At 48.3% G+C, this 18,170-nt stretch carries 15 protein-coding genes and 6 tRNA genes; 11 read left to right on the plus strand and 10 right to left on the minus strand.

Annotation, left to right across the window (positions count from 1 at the left end):
- Positions 1 to 147: 147 nt before the first annotated feature.
- Together cysK and cysZ are read right to left on the minus strand one after the other, a co-directional pair.
- Entirely contained in the window at positions 148 to 1,119 is a 972-nt protein-coding gene (gene cysK, locus AC0IXI_RS06770) for a cysteine synthase A (protein WP_064512903.1), read from the minus strand.
- Between the two features lie 152 nt (positions 1,120 to 1,271).
- Positions 1,272 to 2,033: a sulfate transporter CysZ gene (gene cysZ / locus AC0IXI_RS06775; protein ID WP_064512901.1), complete on the minus strand. Its 762-nt coding sequence runs from the start codon at positions 2,031 to 2,033 to the stop codon at positions 1,272 to 1,274.
- 230 nt (positions 2,034 to 2,263) lie between these two features.
- Between cysZ and zipA the strand changes: the two genes are divergently transcribed.
- From zipA to AC0IXI_RS06790, 3 genes are all read left to right on the plus strand, one after another.
- Positions 2,264 to 3,250, plus strand: a complete 987-nt coding sequence (gene zipA / locus AC0IXI_RS06780; RefSeq protein WP_422569741.1) for a cell division protein ZipA — start codon at positions 2,264 to 2,266, stop codon at positions 3,248 to 3,250.
- Positions 3,251 to 3,318: 68 nt separating this feature from the next.
- Positions 3,319 to 5,337 (plus strand): NAD-dependent DNA ligase LigA, encoded by a 2,019-nt coding sequence (gene ligA, locus AC0IXI_RS06785; RefSeq protein WP_471682146.1) that lies wholly within the window; start codon positions 3,319 to 3,321, stop codon positions 5,335 to 5,337.
- 1 nt (position 5,338) lies between these two features.
- Positions 5,339 to 5,554, plus strand: a complete 216-nt coding sequence (locus tag AC0IXI_RS06790; RefSeq protein ID WP_034459012.1) for a DUF3820 family protein — start codon at positions 5,339 to 5,341, stop codon at positions 5,552 to 5,554.
- Here AC0IXI_RS06790 and AC0IXI_RS06795 read toward each other — a convergent pair whose 3' ends face one another.
- Positions 5,555 to 6,544 carry a bile acid:sodium symporter family protein gene (locus AC0IXI_RS06795; RefSeq protein WP_064512895.1) on the minus strand — a complete coding sequence of 330 codons (990 nt, stop codon included), beginning with the start codon at positions 6,542 to 6,544 and terminating at the stop codon, positions 5,555 to 5,557.
- A 90-nt stretch (positions 6,545 to 6,634) separates the two neighbouring features.
- Between AC0IXI_RS06795 and AC0IXI_RS06800 the strand changes: the two genes are divergently transcribed.
- Positions 6,635 to 7,564, plus strand: coding sequence for a LysR family transcriptional regulator (locus AC0IXI_RS06800; RefSeq protein ID WP_064512893.1), 930 nt, complete (start codon positions 6,635 to 6,637; stop codon positions 7,562 to 7,564).
- Here AC0IXI_RS06800 and AC0IXI_RS06805 read toward each other — a convergent pair.
- The 5 genes from AC0IXI_RS06805 to AC0IXI_RS06825 form a co-directional block, all read right to left on the minus strand.
- Positions 7,561 to 7,905 (minus strand): FlxA-like family protein, encoded by a 345-nt coding sequence (locus AC0IXI_RS06805; RefSeq protein ID WP_471682147.1) that lies wholly within the window; start codon positions 7,903 to 7,905, stop codon positions 7,561 to 7,563. The genes AC0IXI_RS06800 and AC0IXI_RS06805 overlap by 4 nt on opposite strands.
- 324 nt (positions 7,906 to 8,229) lie before the next feature.
- Positions 8,230 to 8,305 (minus strand) — tRNA-Lys (locus tag AC0IXI_RS06810).
- Between the two features lie 3 nt (positions 8,306 to 8,308).
- Positions 8,309 to 8,384 (minus strand) — tRNA-Val (locus AC0IXI_RS06815).
- Positions 8,385 to 8,417: 33 nt separating this feature from the next.
- Positions 8,418 to 8,493 (minus strand) — tRNA-Val (locus tag AC0IXI_RS06820).
- Between the two features lie 43 nt (positions 8,494 to 8,536).
- A tRNA-Val gene (locus AC0IXI_RS06825) sits at positions 8,537 to 8,612 on the minus strand.
- 260 nt (positions 8,613 to 8,872) lie between these two features.
- Between AC0IXI_RS06825 and gltX the strand changes: the two genes are divergently transcribed.
- Positions 8,873 to 10,288: a glutamate--tRNA ligase gene (gene gltX, locus AC0IXI_RS06830; RefSeq protein ID WP_471682148.1), complete on the plus strand. Its 1,416-nt coding sequence runs from the start codon at positions 8,873 to 8,875 to the stop codon at positions 10,286 to 10,288.
- A 63-nt stretch (positions 10,289 to 10,351) separates the two neighbouring features.
- Here gltX and AC0IXI_RS06835 read toward each other — a convergent pair whose 3' ends face one another.
- On the minus strand, positions 10,352 to 10,705 hold the full coding sequence (locus AC0IXI_RS06835; RefSeq protein WP_064512886.1) for a YfeC-like transcriptional regulator: 354 nt from the start codon (positions 10,703 to 10,705) through the stop codon (positions 10,352 to 10,354).
- A gap of 221 nt (positions 10,706 to 10,926) precedes the next feature.
- On the opposite strand from AC0IXI_RS06835, the gene AC0IXI_RS06840 reads away from it, so the two are divergent.
- The 4 genes from AC0IXI_RS06840 to AC0IXI_RS06855 all read left to right on the plus strand — a co-directional run bounded on the left by AC0IXI_RS06840 (position 10,927) and on the right by AC0IXI_RS06855 (position 15,283).
- Positions 10,927 to 11,002, plus strand: a tRNA-Ala gene (locus AC0IXI_RS06840).
- Between the two features lie 46 nt (positions 11,003 to 11,048).
- Positions 11,049 to 11,124: transfer RNA gene (locus AC0IXI_RS06845), tRNA-Ala, on the plus strand.
- A 286-nt stretch (positions 11,125 to 11,410) separates the two neighbouring features.
- Positions 11,411 to 13,606 (plus strand): EAL domain-containing protein, encoded by a 2,196-nt coding sequence (locus tag AC0IXI_RS06850; RefSeq protein WP_471682149.1) that lies wholly within the window; start codon positions 11,411 to 11,413, stop codon positions 13,604 to 13,606.
- Positions 13,607 to 13,642: 36 nt separating this feature from the next.
- Complete coding sequence (locus AC0IXI_RS06855; protein WP_471682150.1) at positions 13,643 to 15,283, plus strand: diguanylate cyclase; 1,641 nt, start codon at positions 13,643 to 13,645, stop codon at positions 15,281 to 15,283.
- A gap of 54 nt (positions 15,284 to 15,337) precedes the next feature.
- Here the strand turns inward: AC0IXI_RS06855 and AC0IXI_RS06860 are convergent, their stop codons facing one another.
- The gene (locus AC0IXI_RS06860; protein WP_034458999.1) at positions 15,338 to 16,525 is read right to left on the minus strand and encodes a NupC/NupG family nucleoside CNT transporter; all 1,188 of its coding nucleotides are present in this window, start codon (positions 16,523 to 16,525) and stop codon (positions 15,338 to 15,340) included.
- A 289-nt stretch (positions 16,526 to 16,814) separates the two neighbouring features.
- Here AC0IXI_RS06860 and AC0IXI_RS06865 point away from each other — a divergent pair, with 289 nt between their 5' ends.
- Together AC0IXI_RS06865 and AC0IXI_RS06870 are read left to right on the plus strand one after the other, a co-directional pair.
- Positions 16,815 to 16,904, plus strand: coding sequence for a hypothetical protein (locus AC0IXI_RS06865; protein WP_420535613.1), 90 nt, complete (start codon positions 16,815 to 16,817; stop codon positions 16,902 to 16,904).
- Positions 16,885 to 18,123 (plus strand): Nramp family divalent metal transporter, encoded by a 1,239-nt coding sequence (locus AC0IXI_RS06870; protein WP_422568972.1) that lies wholly within the window; start codon positions 16,885 to 16,887, stop codon positions 18,121 to 18,123. Before AC0IXI_RS06865 ends, AC0IXI_RS06870 begins: the two co-directional genes overlap by 20 nt.
- Positions 18,124 to 18,170 lie beyond the last annotated feature (47 nt).

Genomic DNA, 18,170 nt, shown 5'->3' on the forward strand with positions numbered 1-18,170 from the left:
CCGATTAATTTCGCGCATCAAAATAATTTGCTGGATAGATACCAGACCTGGCTGAGTGACGCAATGGCAGGGTGCCTAAAAGTTTGACGTATGCCACAAAAAAGCACCCATTCGGGTGCTTTTTTACACTGATTTACCTGATTGGCTTCACTGTTGGAGTTCTTTTTCAGTGAAAAGATCGGCAAACAGGGCGGTACTCAGGTAACGCTCCCCGGAAGAAGGCAGTATAACCACAATATTTTTATTGGTAAATGCTTCATCTTCCTGAAGTTTTAACGCGGCAGCTACTGCTGCACCCGATGAAATCCCCGCAAGAATACCTTCTTCTTCCATCAAACGACGTGCAGTAGAAATTGCTTCGTCGTTAGTGATAGCGATAACTCTGTCGATAAGTTTCAGATCGAGGTTTCCAGGGATAAAACCAGCACCGATACCTTGAATTTTATGTGGGCCAGGTTTGAGTTCTTCGCCCGCCAAAGCCTGAGCAATAACCGGGGAGTCAGTCGGCTCAACGGCCACACTGATAAGGTCTGTTTTGCCCTTGGTGTTTTTAATATAGCGACTAACACCAGTCAACGTACCACCGGTGCCAACACCAGCGATGAATACGTCCACTTCACCATCGGTATCTTCCCAGATTTCTGGGCCAGTAGTTTTTTCATGGATTTCAGGGTTTGCTGGATTGCTAAACTGTTGCAGTAACAGGAATCTCTCAGGATTACTGGCAACAATTTCTTCTGCTTTCTGAATCGCGCCTTTCATGCCTTTCGCGCCTTCAGTCAATACCAGGTTAGCACCCAGGGCTTTGAGCAGCTTACGGCGTTCAATACTCATGGTTTCAGGCATGGTTAGCGTCAGCTTATAACCACGTGCTGCGGCGACATATGCCAGTGCAATGCCGGTGTTACCACTGGTTGGCTCAACTAACTCTATACCAGGCTTCAGCACACCGCGTTTTTCGGCATCCCAAATCATATTGGCCCCGATACGGCATTTTACGCTAAAGCTCGGGTTACGGGACTCTACCTTGGCCAGGATGCGTCCATTACCGATGCGGTTCAGTCGAACCAGCGGCGTATGACCGATAGTCAGAGAGTTGTCTTCATAGATCTTGCTCATAACCCGTCCTTAACTGTATGAAATTTGGGAAACCTCTCCAGCATACCTGCTTAGAAGTTATGCGGAAGTAAAGAAATCGCATATCTATATGTAGAAGGGAAATAAGCAGAAGCCAGAAGGAATAAGGAGCGGCATAAGCCGCTCCTGCAAATTTACTTCCACATGGCGTGTTTAGGGCGATAGCAGTCGACCCACATGGCGGTAGCACCACATACAGCGACTGGCATGATAACCAGATTCAGGAATGGGATAAGCGTAAACAGACTGACTAGTGAGCCAAACTGCATGTTAATGATTTTCTTCTCACGCAGTGAGATGCGCATTTCTTTAAATGGCACTTTATGGTTATCAAATGGGTAGTCGCAATACTGGATAGCCAGCATCCAGGCGCTAAATAAGAACCATAAAACTGGCGCGACGGTTTGGCCGATGCCAGGGATAAAGTAGAGAACCAGCAATACAAGCGCTCGCGGTAGGTACCAGGAGAGCTTTTGCCATTCGCGTTTCATAATACGTGGAACATCTTTCATGATATCTAACACGCCGGTATCCGGCGGTGTTGCGCCAGTCAGACGAGCTTCGAGTTGTTCTGCCAGTAATCCGTTGAAGGGGGCAGCAATCCAGTTGGCTATGGTTGAGAAGAAGTAGCCAAACACCAGCAAGATAGACACGACTGCCAGTGGCCAAATGAGATAGCTCAACCACTGTAACCAATCTGGAACGTAAGAAAGAAGTGTGGGAACCCAAACATCCAGGCGAGTAAACAACCACCAAAATGCTCCACCCATTAATAAAATATTGACCAACAATGGCAAGAGCACGAAGCGCCTGATCCCTGGCTGATGTACCAGCTTCCAGCCTTGCGAAAAGTAATAAACGCCACTACGTGGCCCGGCTCCTGAAGTTGAAACCATATCTGAACGAACTCCTTTTTGGTCATTACAATGACGTGCAGAGTTATCATAACTGAGTGCCAGGAGAAAAACTTATTAAGAAATGGTCGAAAAAACAGCGAAAAATCGATTTTGGTACATCTTTATGCTGAGAAAACAGTGTGTGGACTTGCACTTGAGCAGATGGGCAAATACTCTTAGTGAGTAAATGTTTGCCGCGGTGGCAAGGTGTTAGAACAACAGAGAATATAATGATGCAGGATTTGCGTCTGATATTAATCATTGTTGGCGCGATCGCCATAATAGCCTTACTGGTTCACGGCCTGTGGACAAGTCGTAAGGAGCGTTCTTCCATTTTTCGTGATCGTCCAATGAAGCGCCTGAAGTCTAAGCGTGACGAATACGAATCGGATGACGACGAGGCTGACGATGAACAAGATGATGGAGTAGGTGAGGTGCGTGTGCGTCGGGTTAATCCTGCGCCAGAAACAACGACTCGCGAGCCAGAAATGCCTCGTCAGCCGCAAGCTCCTCAACATCAGTATGAGCCACCTTACGCCTCTGCGGAGCCGCGTCAGAGTGCGCCAGTGCGTCAGCCTGAACCGGTGATTCCACGTCAGGAAGTTCCTGTTGCGTCGGCACATCAGCCAGCGCCACAGCAACCTGCTGTCCATCAACCGGTACAACAGCCTGTTCAACCGCCTCAGCCAGTGGCACCGCAAGCGCCGGTCCAACCGGTGCAGCATTCTGAACCTGCGCCTGAGCAAGTTGCGGTACAACCTGCTCCGACACCGGAACCTCCGGCACGTCGTAAAGAGACGGTGATTGTGCTGAACGTTTCTGCTCATGCTGGCAGCATGATTAACGGTGATGTGCTGTTAAACAGTATTCAGCAAGCGGGCTTTATCTTTGGCGAAATGAACATTTTCCACCGTCATCTCAGTCCTGATGGCAGTGGTCCGGTTCTCTTTAGTCTTGCTAATATGGTTAAGCCAGGTTCTTTTGACCCAGAAAGCATGACGAATTTTGCAACGCCTGGCGTGACAATTTTCATGCAAGTACCGTCATACGGCGACCCAACGCAAAACTTTAAATTGATGCTGCAGTCCGCTCAGCACATTGCCGATGAAGTCGGTGGTGTTGTGCTTGATGACCAGCGTCGTATGATGACGCCGCAAAAAATGCGTGAGTACCAGGACCGTATCCGCGAAGTGGTTGAAGCTAACATCAGCCATTGATACGCGCTCTGAACATGTTTTTCTTTGAACCCTCGGATTCCGGGGGTTTTTTATATTGATGGTGCGATATGGACACAATCGAACAAAAAATTACTCAACTGCGAACCACGCTTCGCCATCATGAATACCTTTACCATGTGCTTGATACTCCAGAAATCCCGGATGCGGAGTATGACCGCCTGATGGCTGAATTGCGTTCTCTGGAAGACACGCATCCTGAACTCATCACCCCTGATTCACCGACACAGCGCGTAGGTGCTGCACCTTTAAGCGAATTTACCCAGGTTCGCCATGAAGTACCGATGCTGTCGCTTGATAACGCCTTTGATGAAGCTAGCTACCTGGCCTTTAACAAGCGAGTTCAGGACCGCTTAAAAAGCCCAGAAGCCATTACTTTTTGCTGCGAGCTGAAACTAGATGGCCTCGCGGTGAGCCTGCTGTACGAAGATGGAGTACTGATTCGCGCCGCAACTCGTGGCGATGGTACGACGGGCGAAAATATCACTGCTAACGTGCGCACCATCCGCTCTATCCCTCTAAAACTGCGTGGTGAGAACATCCCCCGCCGCCTGGAAGTTCGTGGCGAGGTATTCCTGCCTCAGGCGGGCTTTGAAAAGATTAACGAAGAAGCGCGCCGCACCGGCGGGAAAATCTTTGCTAACCCGCGTAACGCTGCAGCCGGATCTCTGCGTCAGCTCGATCCTCGCATTACGGCAAAGCGCCCATTAACCTTTTTCTGCTACGGCGTGGGTTTGCTTGAAGGCGGCGAATTGCCTGCCAGCCATCATGGGCGTTTGCAGCAGTTTAAAGAGTGGGGGTTGCCGGTGAGCGACCGCATTCGTCTGTGTAATACACCTGAAGAAGTGCTGGCGTTTTATCACCAGGTTGAAGCCGATCGCCCGAAATTAGGTTTTGATATCGACGGTGTTGTTATCAAAGTTGACTCGCTCGCGCTGCAAGAAACTCTGGGCTTTGTTGCCCGTGCACCACGTTGGGCGGTGGCGTTCAAGTTCCCGGCTCAGGAACAAATGACCTTTGTTCGTGACGTTGAGTTCCAGGTTGGGCGCACCGGGGCGATTACCCCTGTTGCTCGTCTGGAGCCGGTTCAGGTTGCAGGTGTGCTGGTTAGTAATGCCACATTGCATAATGCTGATGAAATTGAGCGCCTGGGTTTAAGAATTGGCGATCGCGTGGTTATCCGCCGCGCGGGCGATGTTATCCCGCAGGTTGTTGGTGTTGTGGAGTCTGAACGCCCGGAAAATACCACCGAGATTGTCTTCCCGACGCATTGCCCGGTTTGTGGTTCTGACGTTGAACGTGTTGAAGGCGAAGCGGTTGCACGTTGTACCGGCGGCCTGATTTGCGGTGCGCAGCGTAAAGAAGCACTTAAACATTTTGTCTCTCGTCGCGCGCTAGATGTTGATGGCATGGGCGATAAGATAATCGACCAATTGGTTGAGAAAGAATACGTTCATACGCCTGCGGATCTTTTCCGTCTGACTGCCGGTAAACTTACCGGGCTTGACCGTATGGGCCCGAAGTCTGCTCAAAACGTAGTTGCTGCGCTTGATAAAGCAAAAGAAACCACGTTTGCACGCTTCCTCTATGCACTTGGCATTCGCGAAGTCGGCGAAGCGACAGCCGCCGGTTTAGCGGCGCACTTTGGTACGCTGGATGCGCTGATTGCGGCAAGCATCGAAGATCTGCAAAAAGTACCTGACGTGGGAATTGTGGTCGCTACTCATACGTTCAACTTCTTCGCTGAAGAGAGCAACCGTGAAGTGATTCGCCAGTTGACTGAAGAAGCGGGCGTTCACTGGCCTGCTCCGGTGATTATCAAAGCGGAAGAGATCGACAGCCCATTTGCCGGCAAAACGGTGGTACTCACAGGTTCACTGACCATTATGTCTCGTGACGATGCCAAAGCGCGCCTGGTCGCATTAGGCGCGAAAGTTGCGGGCAGCGTATCGAAGAAAACTGACCTGGTGATTGCGGGTGAGGCGGCTGGTTCTAAGCTCGTCAAAGCACAGGAATTGGGTATCGACGTGATTGATGAAGCTGAAATGATTCGCTTGTTAGGTGAATGAGATGGATAAAGAGCAGCTTATTGAGATAGCTAATACAGTAATGCCGTTCGGCAAGTATAAAGGTCGCGTATTGATTGATGTACCGGAAGAGTACTTGCTGTGGTTTGCGCGTAAAGATGAATTTCCTCAAGGGCATCTTGGTGAGCTAATGAGGCTTACTTTGCTGATTAAGACCGAAGGGTTGGAGGGGCTGGTGAAGCCCCTCAAAAGGCATTAACTAAGTGTTATCGGTGGCGGCTTTGGCTGCCACCTGCGTCTCTTTCTGATAACGGCGGGCTAGCACCGCGCATATCATCAACTGCAGCTGGTGGAAGATCATAAGCGGCAGCACCATCATCCCGACTGTTGCGACCGGGAATAAGATATTTGCCATCGGAATACCATTCGCCAAACTCTTCTTCGAACCGCAAAACACAATGGTAATTTCATCAGCTTTGCTAAAGCCCAGACGCCTTGCCACAAACATGTTGATGGTGATGACAATAGCCAGCAATACCAGACTTACCACCACGATAAACAGCAGTGAACCCAGGCCGACTTTGTGCCAAATTCCGTGCCTTACCGCTTCGCTAAATGCCGTGTAAATGACGAGCAGAATGGAAGTCTGATCCGTTTTACCAATCCATTTTTTATGTTTTGCGACCCAATTACCAATCCACGGGCGAGAAAGATGACCCGCCACAAACGGCACCAGTAGCTGCATCATAATGCTGCCGACCTGCTGCAAGCTGCCACTCGCGCCATGAACATGCATCACCATGCCCACTAAAAGTGGCGACAGGAATATACCAAGCAGACTAGAGGCCGATGCGGCGCACACGGCTGCTGCAACGTTGCCACCTGCAAGCGAAGTGAACGCAATAGCGGACTGCACCGTGGCAGGCAAAATACACAGGTACAAGAATCCTGTATAAATCTCAGGGCTGACATTGACTGGAGCCCACCAGGCGAACAACACGCCTAGCACCGGGAATAGCACGAACGTGCTGCACATTACCCACAGGTGTAAACGCCAGTGGCTGCTGCCAGCAATAATCGCTTCGCGCGAAAGCTTTGCGCCGTGCATAAAGAATAACAGTGCAATTGCGGCGGTCGTTAGCCCTTCAAAAAAGCCAACAAAGCTGCCTTGAGCGGGGAAGAAAGACGCCAGTAATACGGTCACAATTAGCGTCAGCGTGAAGGGGTCGAGTACGCGAAAGAGTTTCATCATCATTCCTCAAACTGTTGTAGGGCTATTGTGCTTTCATTAGTTTTAGAAATAAAATTGATTTATTGAATGCATTAATGAATTTAATAGATGAATTATTCACTGCGTCAGTTAAAAGTGTTTGTCGCCATAGCTCATGCCGGGAGTTTTAGCCGGGCAGGGGAGCAAATTGGTTTGAGCCAATCGGCGGTTAGCCATAGCGTAAAAGAGTTAGAGAGTGAGCTAGGCGTAAAGCTGCTTGACCGCACAACACGAGAAGTCGTGCTGACGGATGCGGGCCAACAACTGGCGTCCAGGCTTGAGCGGCTGCTGGAAGAGTTGACCAGCACACTTTTGGATACACGTAGCGTTGGCCATCAGCTAAGCGGAATTGTGCGGGTCGCCGCGAGCCAGACTATCTCAGCCCACTTAATGCCGCAATCTATCGCTGCGGCAGCGCTTGAGTTTCCCGCGATCCGCTTTGTGCTCCACGACCGCCCGCAACAGTGGGTGCTGCAAAGCATTCGTCAGGGGGAAGTCGATTTTGGCATGGTTATCGACCCTATTCAGGCAAATGATCTGGATTGTGAAGTCGTGCTTTCCGAGCCGTTTTTATTGCTTTGCCGTAATGACCATCAGTTTGCCGCTCAGTCGTGTGTTTCGTGGCAGGCATTACAAGGTCAAAACCTGGTGCTACAGGATTACGCATCAGGCAGCCGCCCGTTGATCGATGATGCGTTAATGCGTCAGGGTATTGAGGCCAATATTGTTCAGCAGATTGGCCACCCGGCAACACTGTTTCCAATGGTTGAGGCCGGAATTGGCATTAGCGTTCTTCCAGCACTTGCATTGCCGTTACCTAAAGAGCGCCCTCTGGTTGTCAGGCCGCTAGTTCCGGTTGTCGATCGGCAATTAATGTTGGTGCGGCGGAAAAATCGCTCGCTTTCTCGTGCTGCTGAGGCTATCTGGCAGGTTGTTCGTCAACAGGCGCAGCAGTTAACCACTGCTCGCCTGAGCGACCCATTGTTTAATAAAGATTAGACGTAGATATCAATCTGATGATCTTCGGACGGTTTATTCACACCTTCTACTCGTGATTGTTGCTGTTCCTGTTTTTTGTCTGCGGCTTCAACTTGTTGGCGCTGTAGTTGCGCAAGTTGCGCCTGCAGCATTTTAATCTGCGCCTGAATCAGTTCCTGCTGTTTTTGCTTTTCTTCTGTTGTGCCGCTGCCATTGGCAATATCTTTCGCTTGCTGAGTTAGTTTAGTTATTTGCTGGGTGATACGGCTGATTTGTGAAGCCTGGTTGTTACCAGAACTTGCTGAAGAACTGCCTGTGCTGGCTTGCGGTGAAGGTGTAGAGGTGTTGATAGTGTTGCTCATAATAGTTCCTCGAGGGATTAGATGAAGCAGTTATCGGCTAAACGCGGGAAAATCTTGAGAGAAGAAGGTGGTATTCATTAATTTTGGCAGGGCGCCAGGTGATGTATTAGAAACGCGCATAGCAAAAAGGCGCCTTTATACATTGGTGGGGCGTGCAGGATATCACTCGTCTCATCCTGAGACTCGCCCTGAGGGTCACCGCAAGCGGTGATGTAAAATCGTTCCCGACGATTTTGTCAAACCTGCAGCAGGTTCGAACCCAGCATGAAAAAGATCGAGCCTTAGAAACGACAAAAGCGCCCCGAAGGCGCTTTTGTCTAAATTTGGTGGGGCGTGCAGGATTCGAACCTGCGACCAATTGATTAAAAGTCAACTGCTCTACCAACTGAGCTAACGCCCCGAATGGTGGGTGATGACGGGCTCGAACCGCCGACCCCCTCCGTGTAAAGGAGGTGCTCTACCAACTGAGCTAATCACCCAAACTTCGGTACTTCTATTGCAAGAGTAGATAATGGTGGGTGATGACGGGCTCGAACCGCCGACCCCCTCCGTGTAAAGGAGGTGCTCTACCAACTGAGCTAATCACCCAAATCTTATCTCTTGCTACACTGCGGAATCACTCACTAATGAATGGTGGGTGATGACGGGCTCGAACCGCCGACCCCCTCCGTGTAAAGGAGGTGCTCTACCAACTGAGCTAATCACCCCCGCTGTGTGGAGTCGCATTATAGGGAGAGTTGAAAATGAGTCAACGCCTTTTCTAAAGATTTTGTTCGTTCGTCGTAAAAATAAACAATGCGATCGCGAATTACGCATTGGTGATTGATTTGTCATCAAAATATGTGGATTGAAGACAAGAAAGGGTATCGACATTGAGGAATCAGTACACAGTGGTAGAATGTTGCCCACTCTATATTCACTGGCATTTGCCGGTTCCCCGGTACTTTTGCGTAATTAAGGCCGTTTAATGAAAATCAAAACTCGCTTCGCGCCAAGCCCAACAGGCTATTTGCACGTTGGTGGTGCTCGTACTGCTCTCTATTCATGGCTTTTTGCTCGTAACCACGACGGTGAGTTCGTGCTTCGTATAGAAGACACAGACCTTGAGCGTTCAACACCAGAAGCTATCGAAGCTATTATGGATGGCATGAACTGGCTGAGCCTTGAGTGGGATGAAGGCCCGTATTATCAGACCAAGCGTTTTGATCGCTATAACGCGGTTATCGACGAGATGCTGGAAGCTGGTACAGCGTACAAATGCTACTGCTCTAAAGAACGCCTTGAAGCTTTGCGTGAAGAACAAATGGCGAACGGTGACAAGCCGCGTTATGACGGTCGCTGCCGTCATGGCCATGAGCATCATACTACTGATGAACCATGTGTTGTGCGTTTTGCCAACCCGCAAGAAGGTTCTGTTATTTTCGATGACCAGATCCGTGGCCCAATCGAATTTAGCAACCAGGAGTTGGATGATCTGATCATTCGCCGTACCGATGGATCCCCAACCTACAACTTCTGTGTTGTAGTGGATGACTGGGATATGGAAATCACCCACGTTGTTCGTGGCGAAGACCATATCAACAACACTCCGCGTCAGATCAACATCCTGAAAGCATTGAATGCGCCAGTTCCGGTTTATGCGCATGTTTCCATGATTAATGGTGACGACGGCAAAAAACTGTCCAAACGTCATGGTGCAGTGAGTGTCATGCAGTATCGTGACGATGGCTATCTACCAGAAGCTCTGTTGAACTACCTGGTGCGTTTGGGCTGGTCTCATGGCGATCAGGAAATCTTCACTCGTGAAGAAATGATCAAATTGTTCACACTGGACTCCGTTAGCAAATCGGCCAGTGCATTCAACACTGAAAAATTGCAGTGGCTTAACCACCACTACATTAACCACCTTGCTCCTGAATATGTTGCGACCCATCTGCAATGGCATATCGAGCAGCAAAATATTGATACCCGCAACGGCCCACAACTGGCTGAGTTGGTTAAATTGTTGGGCGACCGCTGCAAAACGCTGAAAGAGATGGCTGAAACTTGCCGCTACTTCTATGAAGATTTCAGTGAGTTTGACGCGGATGCTGCGAAGAAACACCTTCGTCCGGTTGCTCGTCAGCCGCTGGAAGTTGTGCGCGATAAACTGGCAGCATTGACCGACTGGACTGCAGAGAATGTGCATAATGCAATTCAGGCAACCGCTGATGAGTTGGAAGTAGGTATGGGTAAAGTTGGTATGCCGTTGCGTGTCGCTGTTACAGGGGCGGGGCAGTCACCTGGTCTTGATGTCACTGTTCACGCGATTGGTAAGCAACGTTCGATTGCTCGTATTAATCAGGCTCTGGAATTCATTGCTGCGCGCGAAGCACAACAGTAACGCCCCGCGTTATAAAGTGTTGTGACTAAAAAGCCGGCTTATGCCGGCTTTTTGATACTCGTTTTACTCATCACGAATACCTAAACGCTTTAACACCCCAGCAATGCCTTCTCGCAGAATCAATGCAGACATCTTTTCTTGTTCCGAGATAGACATCTGTTTCATCGAATTGAGCAAAAGCCCTTCCAGTGAAGTGTCATTAACGTGGTAGCTGCTGAGTTTCTCCGAAACGCGTTTTGCACTATTAATAAAATCGCGAACACGTTCATCCACATGAATCAGGCGAGCTTTACCTCCCTGAACACCGGGTTTTTGAGTTGTGAGCCAGCTTTCTTTGCGTACCCATTTGTTGATTGTTTGGCGACTATAACCAGTAATCATCGCCAGCTCTTCCGGGGTCATACGTTCCTTGAGCACAGTTTTTTCCTTAAATCCAAAGGGGTTATTAGTGGTTCATTTTAGAGGATCATTTTACTGGAAACTGTGACAGGATTAACTACAGGAATACGAGGTGCATCTGCTTTTACTTGTATTGTTTGCTTTTTCGGCGATTAATCGCAGAAGCTGAATTTGACGTTGACACTATTGAATGGGTTTCATATGATGCCGCCCGTCGATACGACACGGTTTCACGGTACGGGGCTATAGCTCAGCTGGGAGAGCGCTTGCATGGCATGCAAGAGGTCAGCGGTTCGATCCCGCTTAGCTCCACCAAATCTTTACCAGCAAGATTTGAATCGTTTAAACCAAACCCATTCGTGGGGCTATAGCTCAGCTGGGAGAGCGCTTGCATGGCATGCAAGAGGTCAGCGGTTCGATCCCGCTTAGCTCCACCAAAATATGAAACCCTCGCCTAATGGCGGGGGTTTTTTCGTTTCTGCGCCAGAATAACTTCACAAAATAGTGATCTGAGCACGATTTTCATCAATTTAGTGAATAGATAAATACGATGTATTCTCAATATGAATATATCAAACTATTTCTCTTTGTTGGGTTGTATAAAAAACCAATAAATTTAACTACATGCAATAATTCGCAAACTTGATTTGCGCAACAAATAAACGTATTATTTATCACCGAATAATGCTGCAAAGCCATTACAGAATACTCAGACCAGGGCTTATGATTTTTCAAAAATCTATCAAGAAATTCGTCACAGCACTGGTTTTATCTCTCTTGCTTGTCCCTTTTTCTCGCTACATTTCACCGTTAACGACAATTGATGGTGTTCAGGTTTATCTCGCTTATCTCCCAATGGGTTTGTTGATAGCCATGGTGTTTATCTATGGCCGGACTGCGATTATTCCTCTAATAATTTCATCAGCAGTGACATTCTCATGCGTACTACATCTGTCATTTGTGGCGTTAGTATCATTTGTTTTTTGCCTGATATTTCCAATAATAGTTTGTAGCATAATTGCCCGTCATTATCTTGGGACGAGGTGGCGCTATGCTCTGACCGATAAAGGAATGGGGACTCGAATATTCTGGCTAGGGTTTGTCGCGCCTTTTAGCACTAAATTATTGATGTATCTGGCGGGACGATATATTCAATTTCCAGAAGCAGTGGCTGCGTACTTTGGTGACAATTCACTCATGTTTATGGTAGTGGATTTTCAAAATTTAATTGCCGCCTCGCTGATATTTACTTTCCTGTTTTACTATCCACTCAGAATGATCCTGAATCCAAATTACGTCCGAGCCTTTTGGCGTCGTTGCGTGATGCGCGATTTCATTGGTCCACGCCGTTTTTATTCTTTGACCTGGATGTTATGCCTGATAACTCTGCTGGTTGTGCTGTGCTCGTCGTGGGGCATGTTGCAGGTTTCAGGTTACCTCGTGCCCGCTATTTTTGTGCTATTTACGCTGGGTATCCGCCATTTTGGCCCGCGTTTAATGGGGCTGTTATGGGCTATATCCGTATGGCTACTATTGACATATAACGATGGTTTCCTTTACGGGGTTAATACAGAATTTGCCCTGTCATTCATTCTTTCTGTTTTCATCTCTTTTTCCGTCTGTATGTTGTACATGACGATGATGTTTAAGAAAAACGAATGGATGAAACGCATTTATCATTCGCAGTCACTAACCGATCCGTTAACACAATTACCAAATTTACGTGCGCTGGAACATCATGTGCAATGTTATCCGGAAGGGACGCTTTGCTGCCTACGGATGTCGAACCTGGAATTTTTAAGCCGCCATTACGGCATGATGATGCGAATTCATTGTAAGCGGATGGTTACCAGCCAGATAACGCCTTTCCTGCATGAAGGCGAACAAGTATTTCAGTTACCCGGCAGTGAATTATTAATTTTCCTCCGCGGACAACATACCGATGCGCGACTCGAACATATTGTTGATTTACTCAATAGCAAAAAAATAACATGGCATAACACCATGCTGGAAATTGAGTACGGCGCATCCTATAGCGTTATCGACAATAGCCTTGAAGAATTACACCACACTTTAGGGCAATTAAGTTTTCTTTCCGAACAGGCGAGTGAATCGTTACGCGTGCTCAGCTTGAATACCAGAGTTGAATATGTCTCTGACAAAACGACAGAGCGTGTTTTGTTACTGCAAAAAATCAAACGGGCCTTAAATGAAGAAGAACCTGTCACTCTCTATGCACAACCTATTGTGAATAAGATGGGACATGGATATCACGAAATACTGAGCCGCATCACTTTTGATGATGAATTAATTACCCCGGATAAGTTTATTCCTGTTATTGCCGAGTTTAACCTCAGCACGCGCTTCGATATGTTAGTGGTGAAGAAGCTGGTGAATTATTTGTATCTTCACCCAGAGAAGGGCGAACAGTCACGTTTCTCGGTAAACCTTATGCCGTTGACCTTGATGCAAAAGGATATTGCGCAGAATATTATTTCATTGTTTACGCAATTTCAGGTGCCAGCCAGCAGCGTGATTATTGAAGTCACCGAGGAACAGGCTTTTTCAGACTCAGAAACTTCAATGCAGAACATTACATTACTGCGTGATTATGGGTTTAAAATTGCCATCGACGACTTTGGTACCGGTTATGCGAACTACGAGCGGTTGAAAAGGTTGCATGCGGACATTATTAAGATTGATGGTTGCTTCATTAAAGACATCACCACCGACTCGCTTGACCCACTGATTGTTAAATCTATATGTGATATGGCTCGAGCGAAGCAATTGATTGTTGTGGCTGAGTTTGTTGAAACGGAAGAGCAGCGCAGGCTGTTATGCGAACTCGGCGTACATTTTTTACAAGGGTATCTGATAGGCAAGCCAGAGCCTCTGGCCTTAGTCCATACATTAAGGTAGCAGTATGTTGCGAGCATATAATCAAGGGGCTGATTTGTGAGCACTTCTTTAGCGAATAGATTTCGCCTGCCAATGGCAAAAACACTCCGGGTTATCCATCTGGTTTTCATTTTTGTTTTTGCGCTGACCACTTTTTTATTCTGGCAGCAAGGACAGCTATTTAGCCATGGCTACCGTACAAGCCAGCTTAGTCACCTCGAAAGTGTGATTGCCAGAATCGAAAGTAAAGCACAGTACAAAGTTGATAACCTTCGCTACCTAAAACGAATTTTTATTGAAGCGATGGACGATCCTTTGTTCCCTGGTGTGGCAACTGTTCCTTCGGAAATTACAGGTGATGTTGGTGATTCACCATTGTGGATCCGCGAGTTACCTTTGCCCGATACGCTTACCGAAGACAGCGCATTTCACGGCGAGGACGCGCTACAAGTCCGCCAGCAGCTCTATGCATTGCGGAAGATTCAGGGTCTTTTCCCGTTAGCGACAGGGGCCAATGAACTGACTGCAGATTTGTACTACATCTCACGCGATGGCGAATTTATTGTCTCGCTATCCCAGGAGATGAACTCGCTATTAGTGAGCAGTTACAACCCGCAAGTAGAGCAGGGTAGTTTCGTGCTGGCTTCGCCATTGCTCAATCCACAGCGAGAACCTTTCTGGACACGACAGAATATCGCTAAAACTGATGACACTCTGGTTAATGCCGCCATTCCTGTCGATTTTCGTGGTGAATGGATAGGTCTTCTGGGGATTGCGTTTGAAAATGATGCGGTGCAAAAATTCCTTGCGGCGTCATTACCGGAAGATACGCAGAGTGCTTACCAACTGTTTGATGAACGGCTAATCCCACTCACCGGTACCGTTGGGTCGAGTAATCAATTTCAACTCACTGCTAAGCATCTACAAACTATTCGCCAGATGCTTGAAGTCTCATCGCGCGGCACGATGCGCGATGGGTCGGTATTCATCACTTTTGGCAGAGTTGTTGGCACGCGCTCGGTACTGATCAGTACCCAAACCCTCAGACAGGGTTTACATGAAGATTTTGGCCGTTTCAGTATCCTGTTGATCGCGATGTGGGGAATATTCGTGCTTTTCCTTTGGGGATCGCACCGAGTTATTTGCCGCCTGGTGCGCAATATGGGGAACTTGCAGCGTGAAATGCAGCACCATGCGCTTCACGATGACTTGACCGGCGCACTTAACCGCCGTGGCTTCTTTGAGAAGACATCACAAATTAGCCCTGATTATGTAGATTACACACTTGTGCAATTAGATCTCGACCACTTCAAGAAAGTGAACGATGTTTACGGGCATCAGGTCGGTGACAATGTGCTGGTGCATGCGACTCAGCGCATTCAGCGTGCGGTTCGCAGCCAGGATATTCTTGGGCGTATCGGCGGTGAAGAGTTCTGCATTTTCCTGCCAAATTCCGACCTCAAAGCGGGGATTATGGTCGCGACAAGAATTAAGTGGGAGCTTGAATCATCGCCTCTGCTCCTCGATGACGGTACGCAGCTACAAATCACTGCCTCGTTAGGGGTTGCGGCCTACAGTGAGCTTCCAGAGTGCTCGCTTGAGCAAATCCAGTCGCTTGCAGATATGCGGATGTATACCGCTAAACAACGAGGCAGAAACCAGGTCTGCTGGCAGGATGATGGTGTTAGCCAGGCATAGAAATTTGGGCATAAAAAAGCCGGGGCAAATTGCCCCGGCTTTTTATTGTGAGAATTACAAGAACAGACCAGCGATAGATGCTGACAGAATACTCACCAGAGTTGCGCCGTAAACCAGTTTCAGGCCGAAGCGAGAAACCACGTTACCTTGCTCTTCGTTCAGGCCTTTAATCGCACCAGCGATGATCCCGATAGAAGAGAAGTTGGCAAACGACACCAGGAACACTGACAGGATACCTTCCGCACGTGGGGAAAGCGTACCGGCCAGTTTTTGCAGATCCAACATCGCAACGAATTCGTTGGAAACCAGTTTGGTGGCCATGATGCTACCAACCTGCAACGCTTCATGAGATGGAACACCCATCACCCAGGCTACCGGGTAGAAGATGTAACCCAGGATGCCCTGGAAGGAGATGCCGAAGATTGCTGCAAACAGTGCGTTCAGTGCGGCAATCAAGGCAATGAAGCCAATCAGCATCGCTGCAACAATAATCGCAACTTTAAAACCTGCCAGAATGTATTCACCGAGCATTTCGAAGAAGCTTTGGCCTTCGTGCAGGTTAGACATCTGGATATTTTCTTCGCTCTCATCAACGCGGTAAGGGTTAATCAGCGACAGTACGATAAAGGTACTGAACATGTTCAACACCAGCGCGGCGACCACATATTTTGGCTCGAGCATCGTCATGTAAGCACCGACAATCGACATGGACACGGTAGACATGGCCGTAGCGGACATGGTGTACATGCGGTTGCGCGACATCTTGCCGAGAATATCCTTATAGGCGATAAAGTTTTCTGATTGTCCCAGAATCAGCGAGCTTACGGCGTTAAAGGATTCCAGTTTACCCATACCATTCACTTTAGACAGAACAGTACCGATAAAGCGGATAACAATCGGCAGAACCCGGATGTGCTGCAATATCCCGATCAGCGCGGAGATAAAGACGATTGGGCAGAGTACTTTCAGGAAGAAGAAGGCGAGTCCTTCGTCATTCATCTTACCGAATACAAAGTTTGTCCCTTCGTTAGCGAACGACAGCAGTTTCTCAAACATTTCTGAGAAACCTCTCACAAAGCCCAGACCGATTTCTGAGTTCAGGAAGAACCAGGCGAGAATGAGTTCAATCACTAACAGTTGAACGATAAAGCGAATACGAATTTGCTTACGGTTGCTACTTAGCAATAAAGCAAGTAGCGCTACCACGGCAAGCGCTAAGACAAAGTGAAGAACGCGGGACATATTTGCTCCAAACATGAGGCAGGTTTAATTTCGTTGCACATTCTATGAAACAAGCAATAAGAAAACGAGACTAATCGCACACTATAGTGATGTCCTGTGACCAAACTCAAAATTAGTGATCAACCATACATTTCTGCTATGTTAAGTAAAGAAGGTAAAAGTTGCGTCAACGCACATATCTCTAACATAGTGCTTGCCGCAGTTCATGAAAGTTAACTGGCATATAAAATTGTCACTGCAAATTCCTCATTGTTTCCGTCTATCAAAATAATCGGTTTAAGCATTTTAAATGAATTTGATAATCATTCTCATTTTTGATAGCTTGAAACATAGCAAAGGCTATATCTCAGAGGCAGATGATGACAAACAGTCGCGTTGACAACAGTGGTACCCGCACAGCGCGCAGATTACGCCTGGCGTTGATGGGGCCGGCTTTTATCGCTGCTATCGGGTATATCGATCCCGGCAACTTTGCGACCAACATCCAGGCCGGGGCAAGTTTTGGCTACAAATTGCTATGGGTAGTGGTGTGGGCAAACCTGATGGCGATGCTTATCCAAATTCTCTCGGCAAAACTGGGGATTGCCACCGGCAAGAACCTCGCGGAGCAGATCCGTGACCACTATCCGCGCCCGGTGGTGTGGTTGTACTGGATACAAGCCGAAATCATTGCCATGGCGACCGATCTGGCGGAGTTTATTGGTGCTGCGATTGGTTTTAAATTGATCCTGGGCGTTTCGTTACTCCAGGGCGCAGTGCTGACCGGGATTGCAACGTTCCTTATACTGATGCTGCAACGGCGCGGCCAGAAACCGCTCGAAAAAGTCATCGGTGGTTTGCTGCTGTTTGTGGCTGCGGCTTACATTGTTGAACTGATTTTCTCGCAGCCCAAACTGGCTGAACTGGGTAAAGGGATGCTGATCCCAAGCTTGCCGACCAGCGAAGCGGTGTTCCTGGCCGCCGGGGTTCTGGGGGCGACAATTATGCCGCATGTGATCTATCTTCATTCATCGCTGACCCAACATATGCACGAAGGCAATCGCGCCGAACGTTACAGCGCGACCAAATGGGATGTGGGTATCGCAATGACGATTGCCGGGTTTGTAAATCTGGCGATGATGGCAACCGCCGCCGCGGCGTTTCACTTCACAGGTCATACCGGCGTTGCCGATCTCGATGAGGCGTACCTCACGCTGGAACCTCTTTTGAGTCATTCAGCGGCGACTATATTCGGTTTGAGTCTGGTCGCGGCGGGTCTGTCGTCAACCGTTGTCGGTACTCTGGCAGGGCAGGTTGTGATGCAGGGGTTTGTTCGCTTCTACATCCCGCTGTGGGTGCGCCGCTCAGTCACTATGGCACCGTCATTTATTGTCATCCTGATGGGGCTTGACCCAACCCGCGTCCTTGTGATGAGCCAGGTACTACTCAGTTTTGGTATCGCACTGGCGTTGGTGCCGCTACTGATTTTCACCAGCAATGAAAAATTGATGGGCGATCTCGTCAATACCCGGCTGGTAAAACATGTGGGGTGGGTGATTGTGGCTATAGTGGTGGCGCTTAACCTGTGGCTGCTAGTTGGTACCATCTTAGGGCTATAGTTCCAGGTAAAATATCGCCGATTGCTGTTGGTCACGGTTTTACAATG

Source organism: Buttiauxella sp. AC038, assembly GCF_979253565.1.

Excerpts from the sequence above, each read along its gene's own strand:
- cysK (WP_064512903.1), bottom strand. The coding sequence starts at position 1,119 with ATGAGCAAGATCTATGAAGACAACTCTCTGACTATCGGTCATACGCCG.
- cysZ (WP_064512901.1), bottom strand. The coding sequence starts at position 2,033 with ATGGTTTCAACTTCAGGAGCCGGGCCACGTAGTGGCGTTTATTACTTT.
- zipA (WP_422569741.1), top strand. The coding sequence starts at position 2,264 with ATGATGCAGGATTTGCGTCTGATATTAATCATTGTTGGCGCGATCGCC.
- ligA (WP_471682146.1), top strand. The coding sequence starts at position 3,319 with ATGGACACAATCGAACAAAAAATTACTCAACTGCGAACCACGCTTCGC.
- AC0IXI_RS06790 (WP_034459012.1), top strand. The coding sequence starts at position 5,339 with ATGGATAAAGAGCAGCTTATTGAGATAGCTAATACAGTAATGCCGTTC.
- AC0IXI_RS06795 (WP_064512895.1), bottom strand. The coding sequence starts at position 6,544 with ATGAAACTCTTTCGCGTACTCGACCCCTTCACGCTGACGCTAATTGTG.
- AC0IXI_RS06800 (WP_064512893.1), top strand. The coding sequence starts at position 6,635 with ATGAATTATTCACTGCGTCAGTTAAAAGTGTTTGTCGCCATAGCTCAT.
- AC0IXI_RS06805 (WP_471682147.1), bottom strand. The coding sequence starts at position 7,905 with ATGAGCAACACTATCAACACCTCTACACCTTCACCGCAAGCCAGCACA.
- gltX (WP_471682148.1), top strand. The coding sequence starts at position 8,873 with ATGAAAATCAAAACTCGCTTCGCGCCAAGCCCAACAGGCTATTTGCAC.
- AC0IXI_RS06850 (WP_471682149.1), top strand. The coding sequence starts at position 11,411 with ATGATTTTTCAAAAATCTATCAAGAAATTCGTCACAGCACTGGTTTTA.
- AC0IXI_RS06860 (WP_034458999.1), bottom strand. The coding sequence starts at position 16,525 with ATGTCCCGCGTTCTTCACTTTGTCTTAGCGCTTGCCGTGGTAGCGCTA.
- AC0IXI_RS06865 (WP_420535613.1), top strand. The coding sequence starts at position 16,815 with ATGAATTTGATAATCATTCTCATTTTTGATAGCTTGAAACATAGCAAA.
- AC0IXI_RS06870 (WP_422568972.1), top strand. The coding sequence starts at position 16,885 with ATGACAAACAGTCGCGTTGACAACAGTGGTACCCGCACAGCGCGCAGA.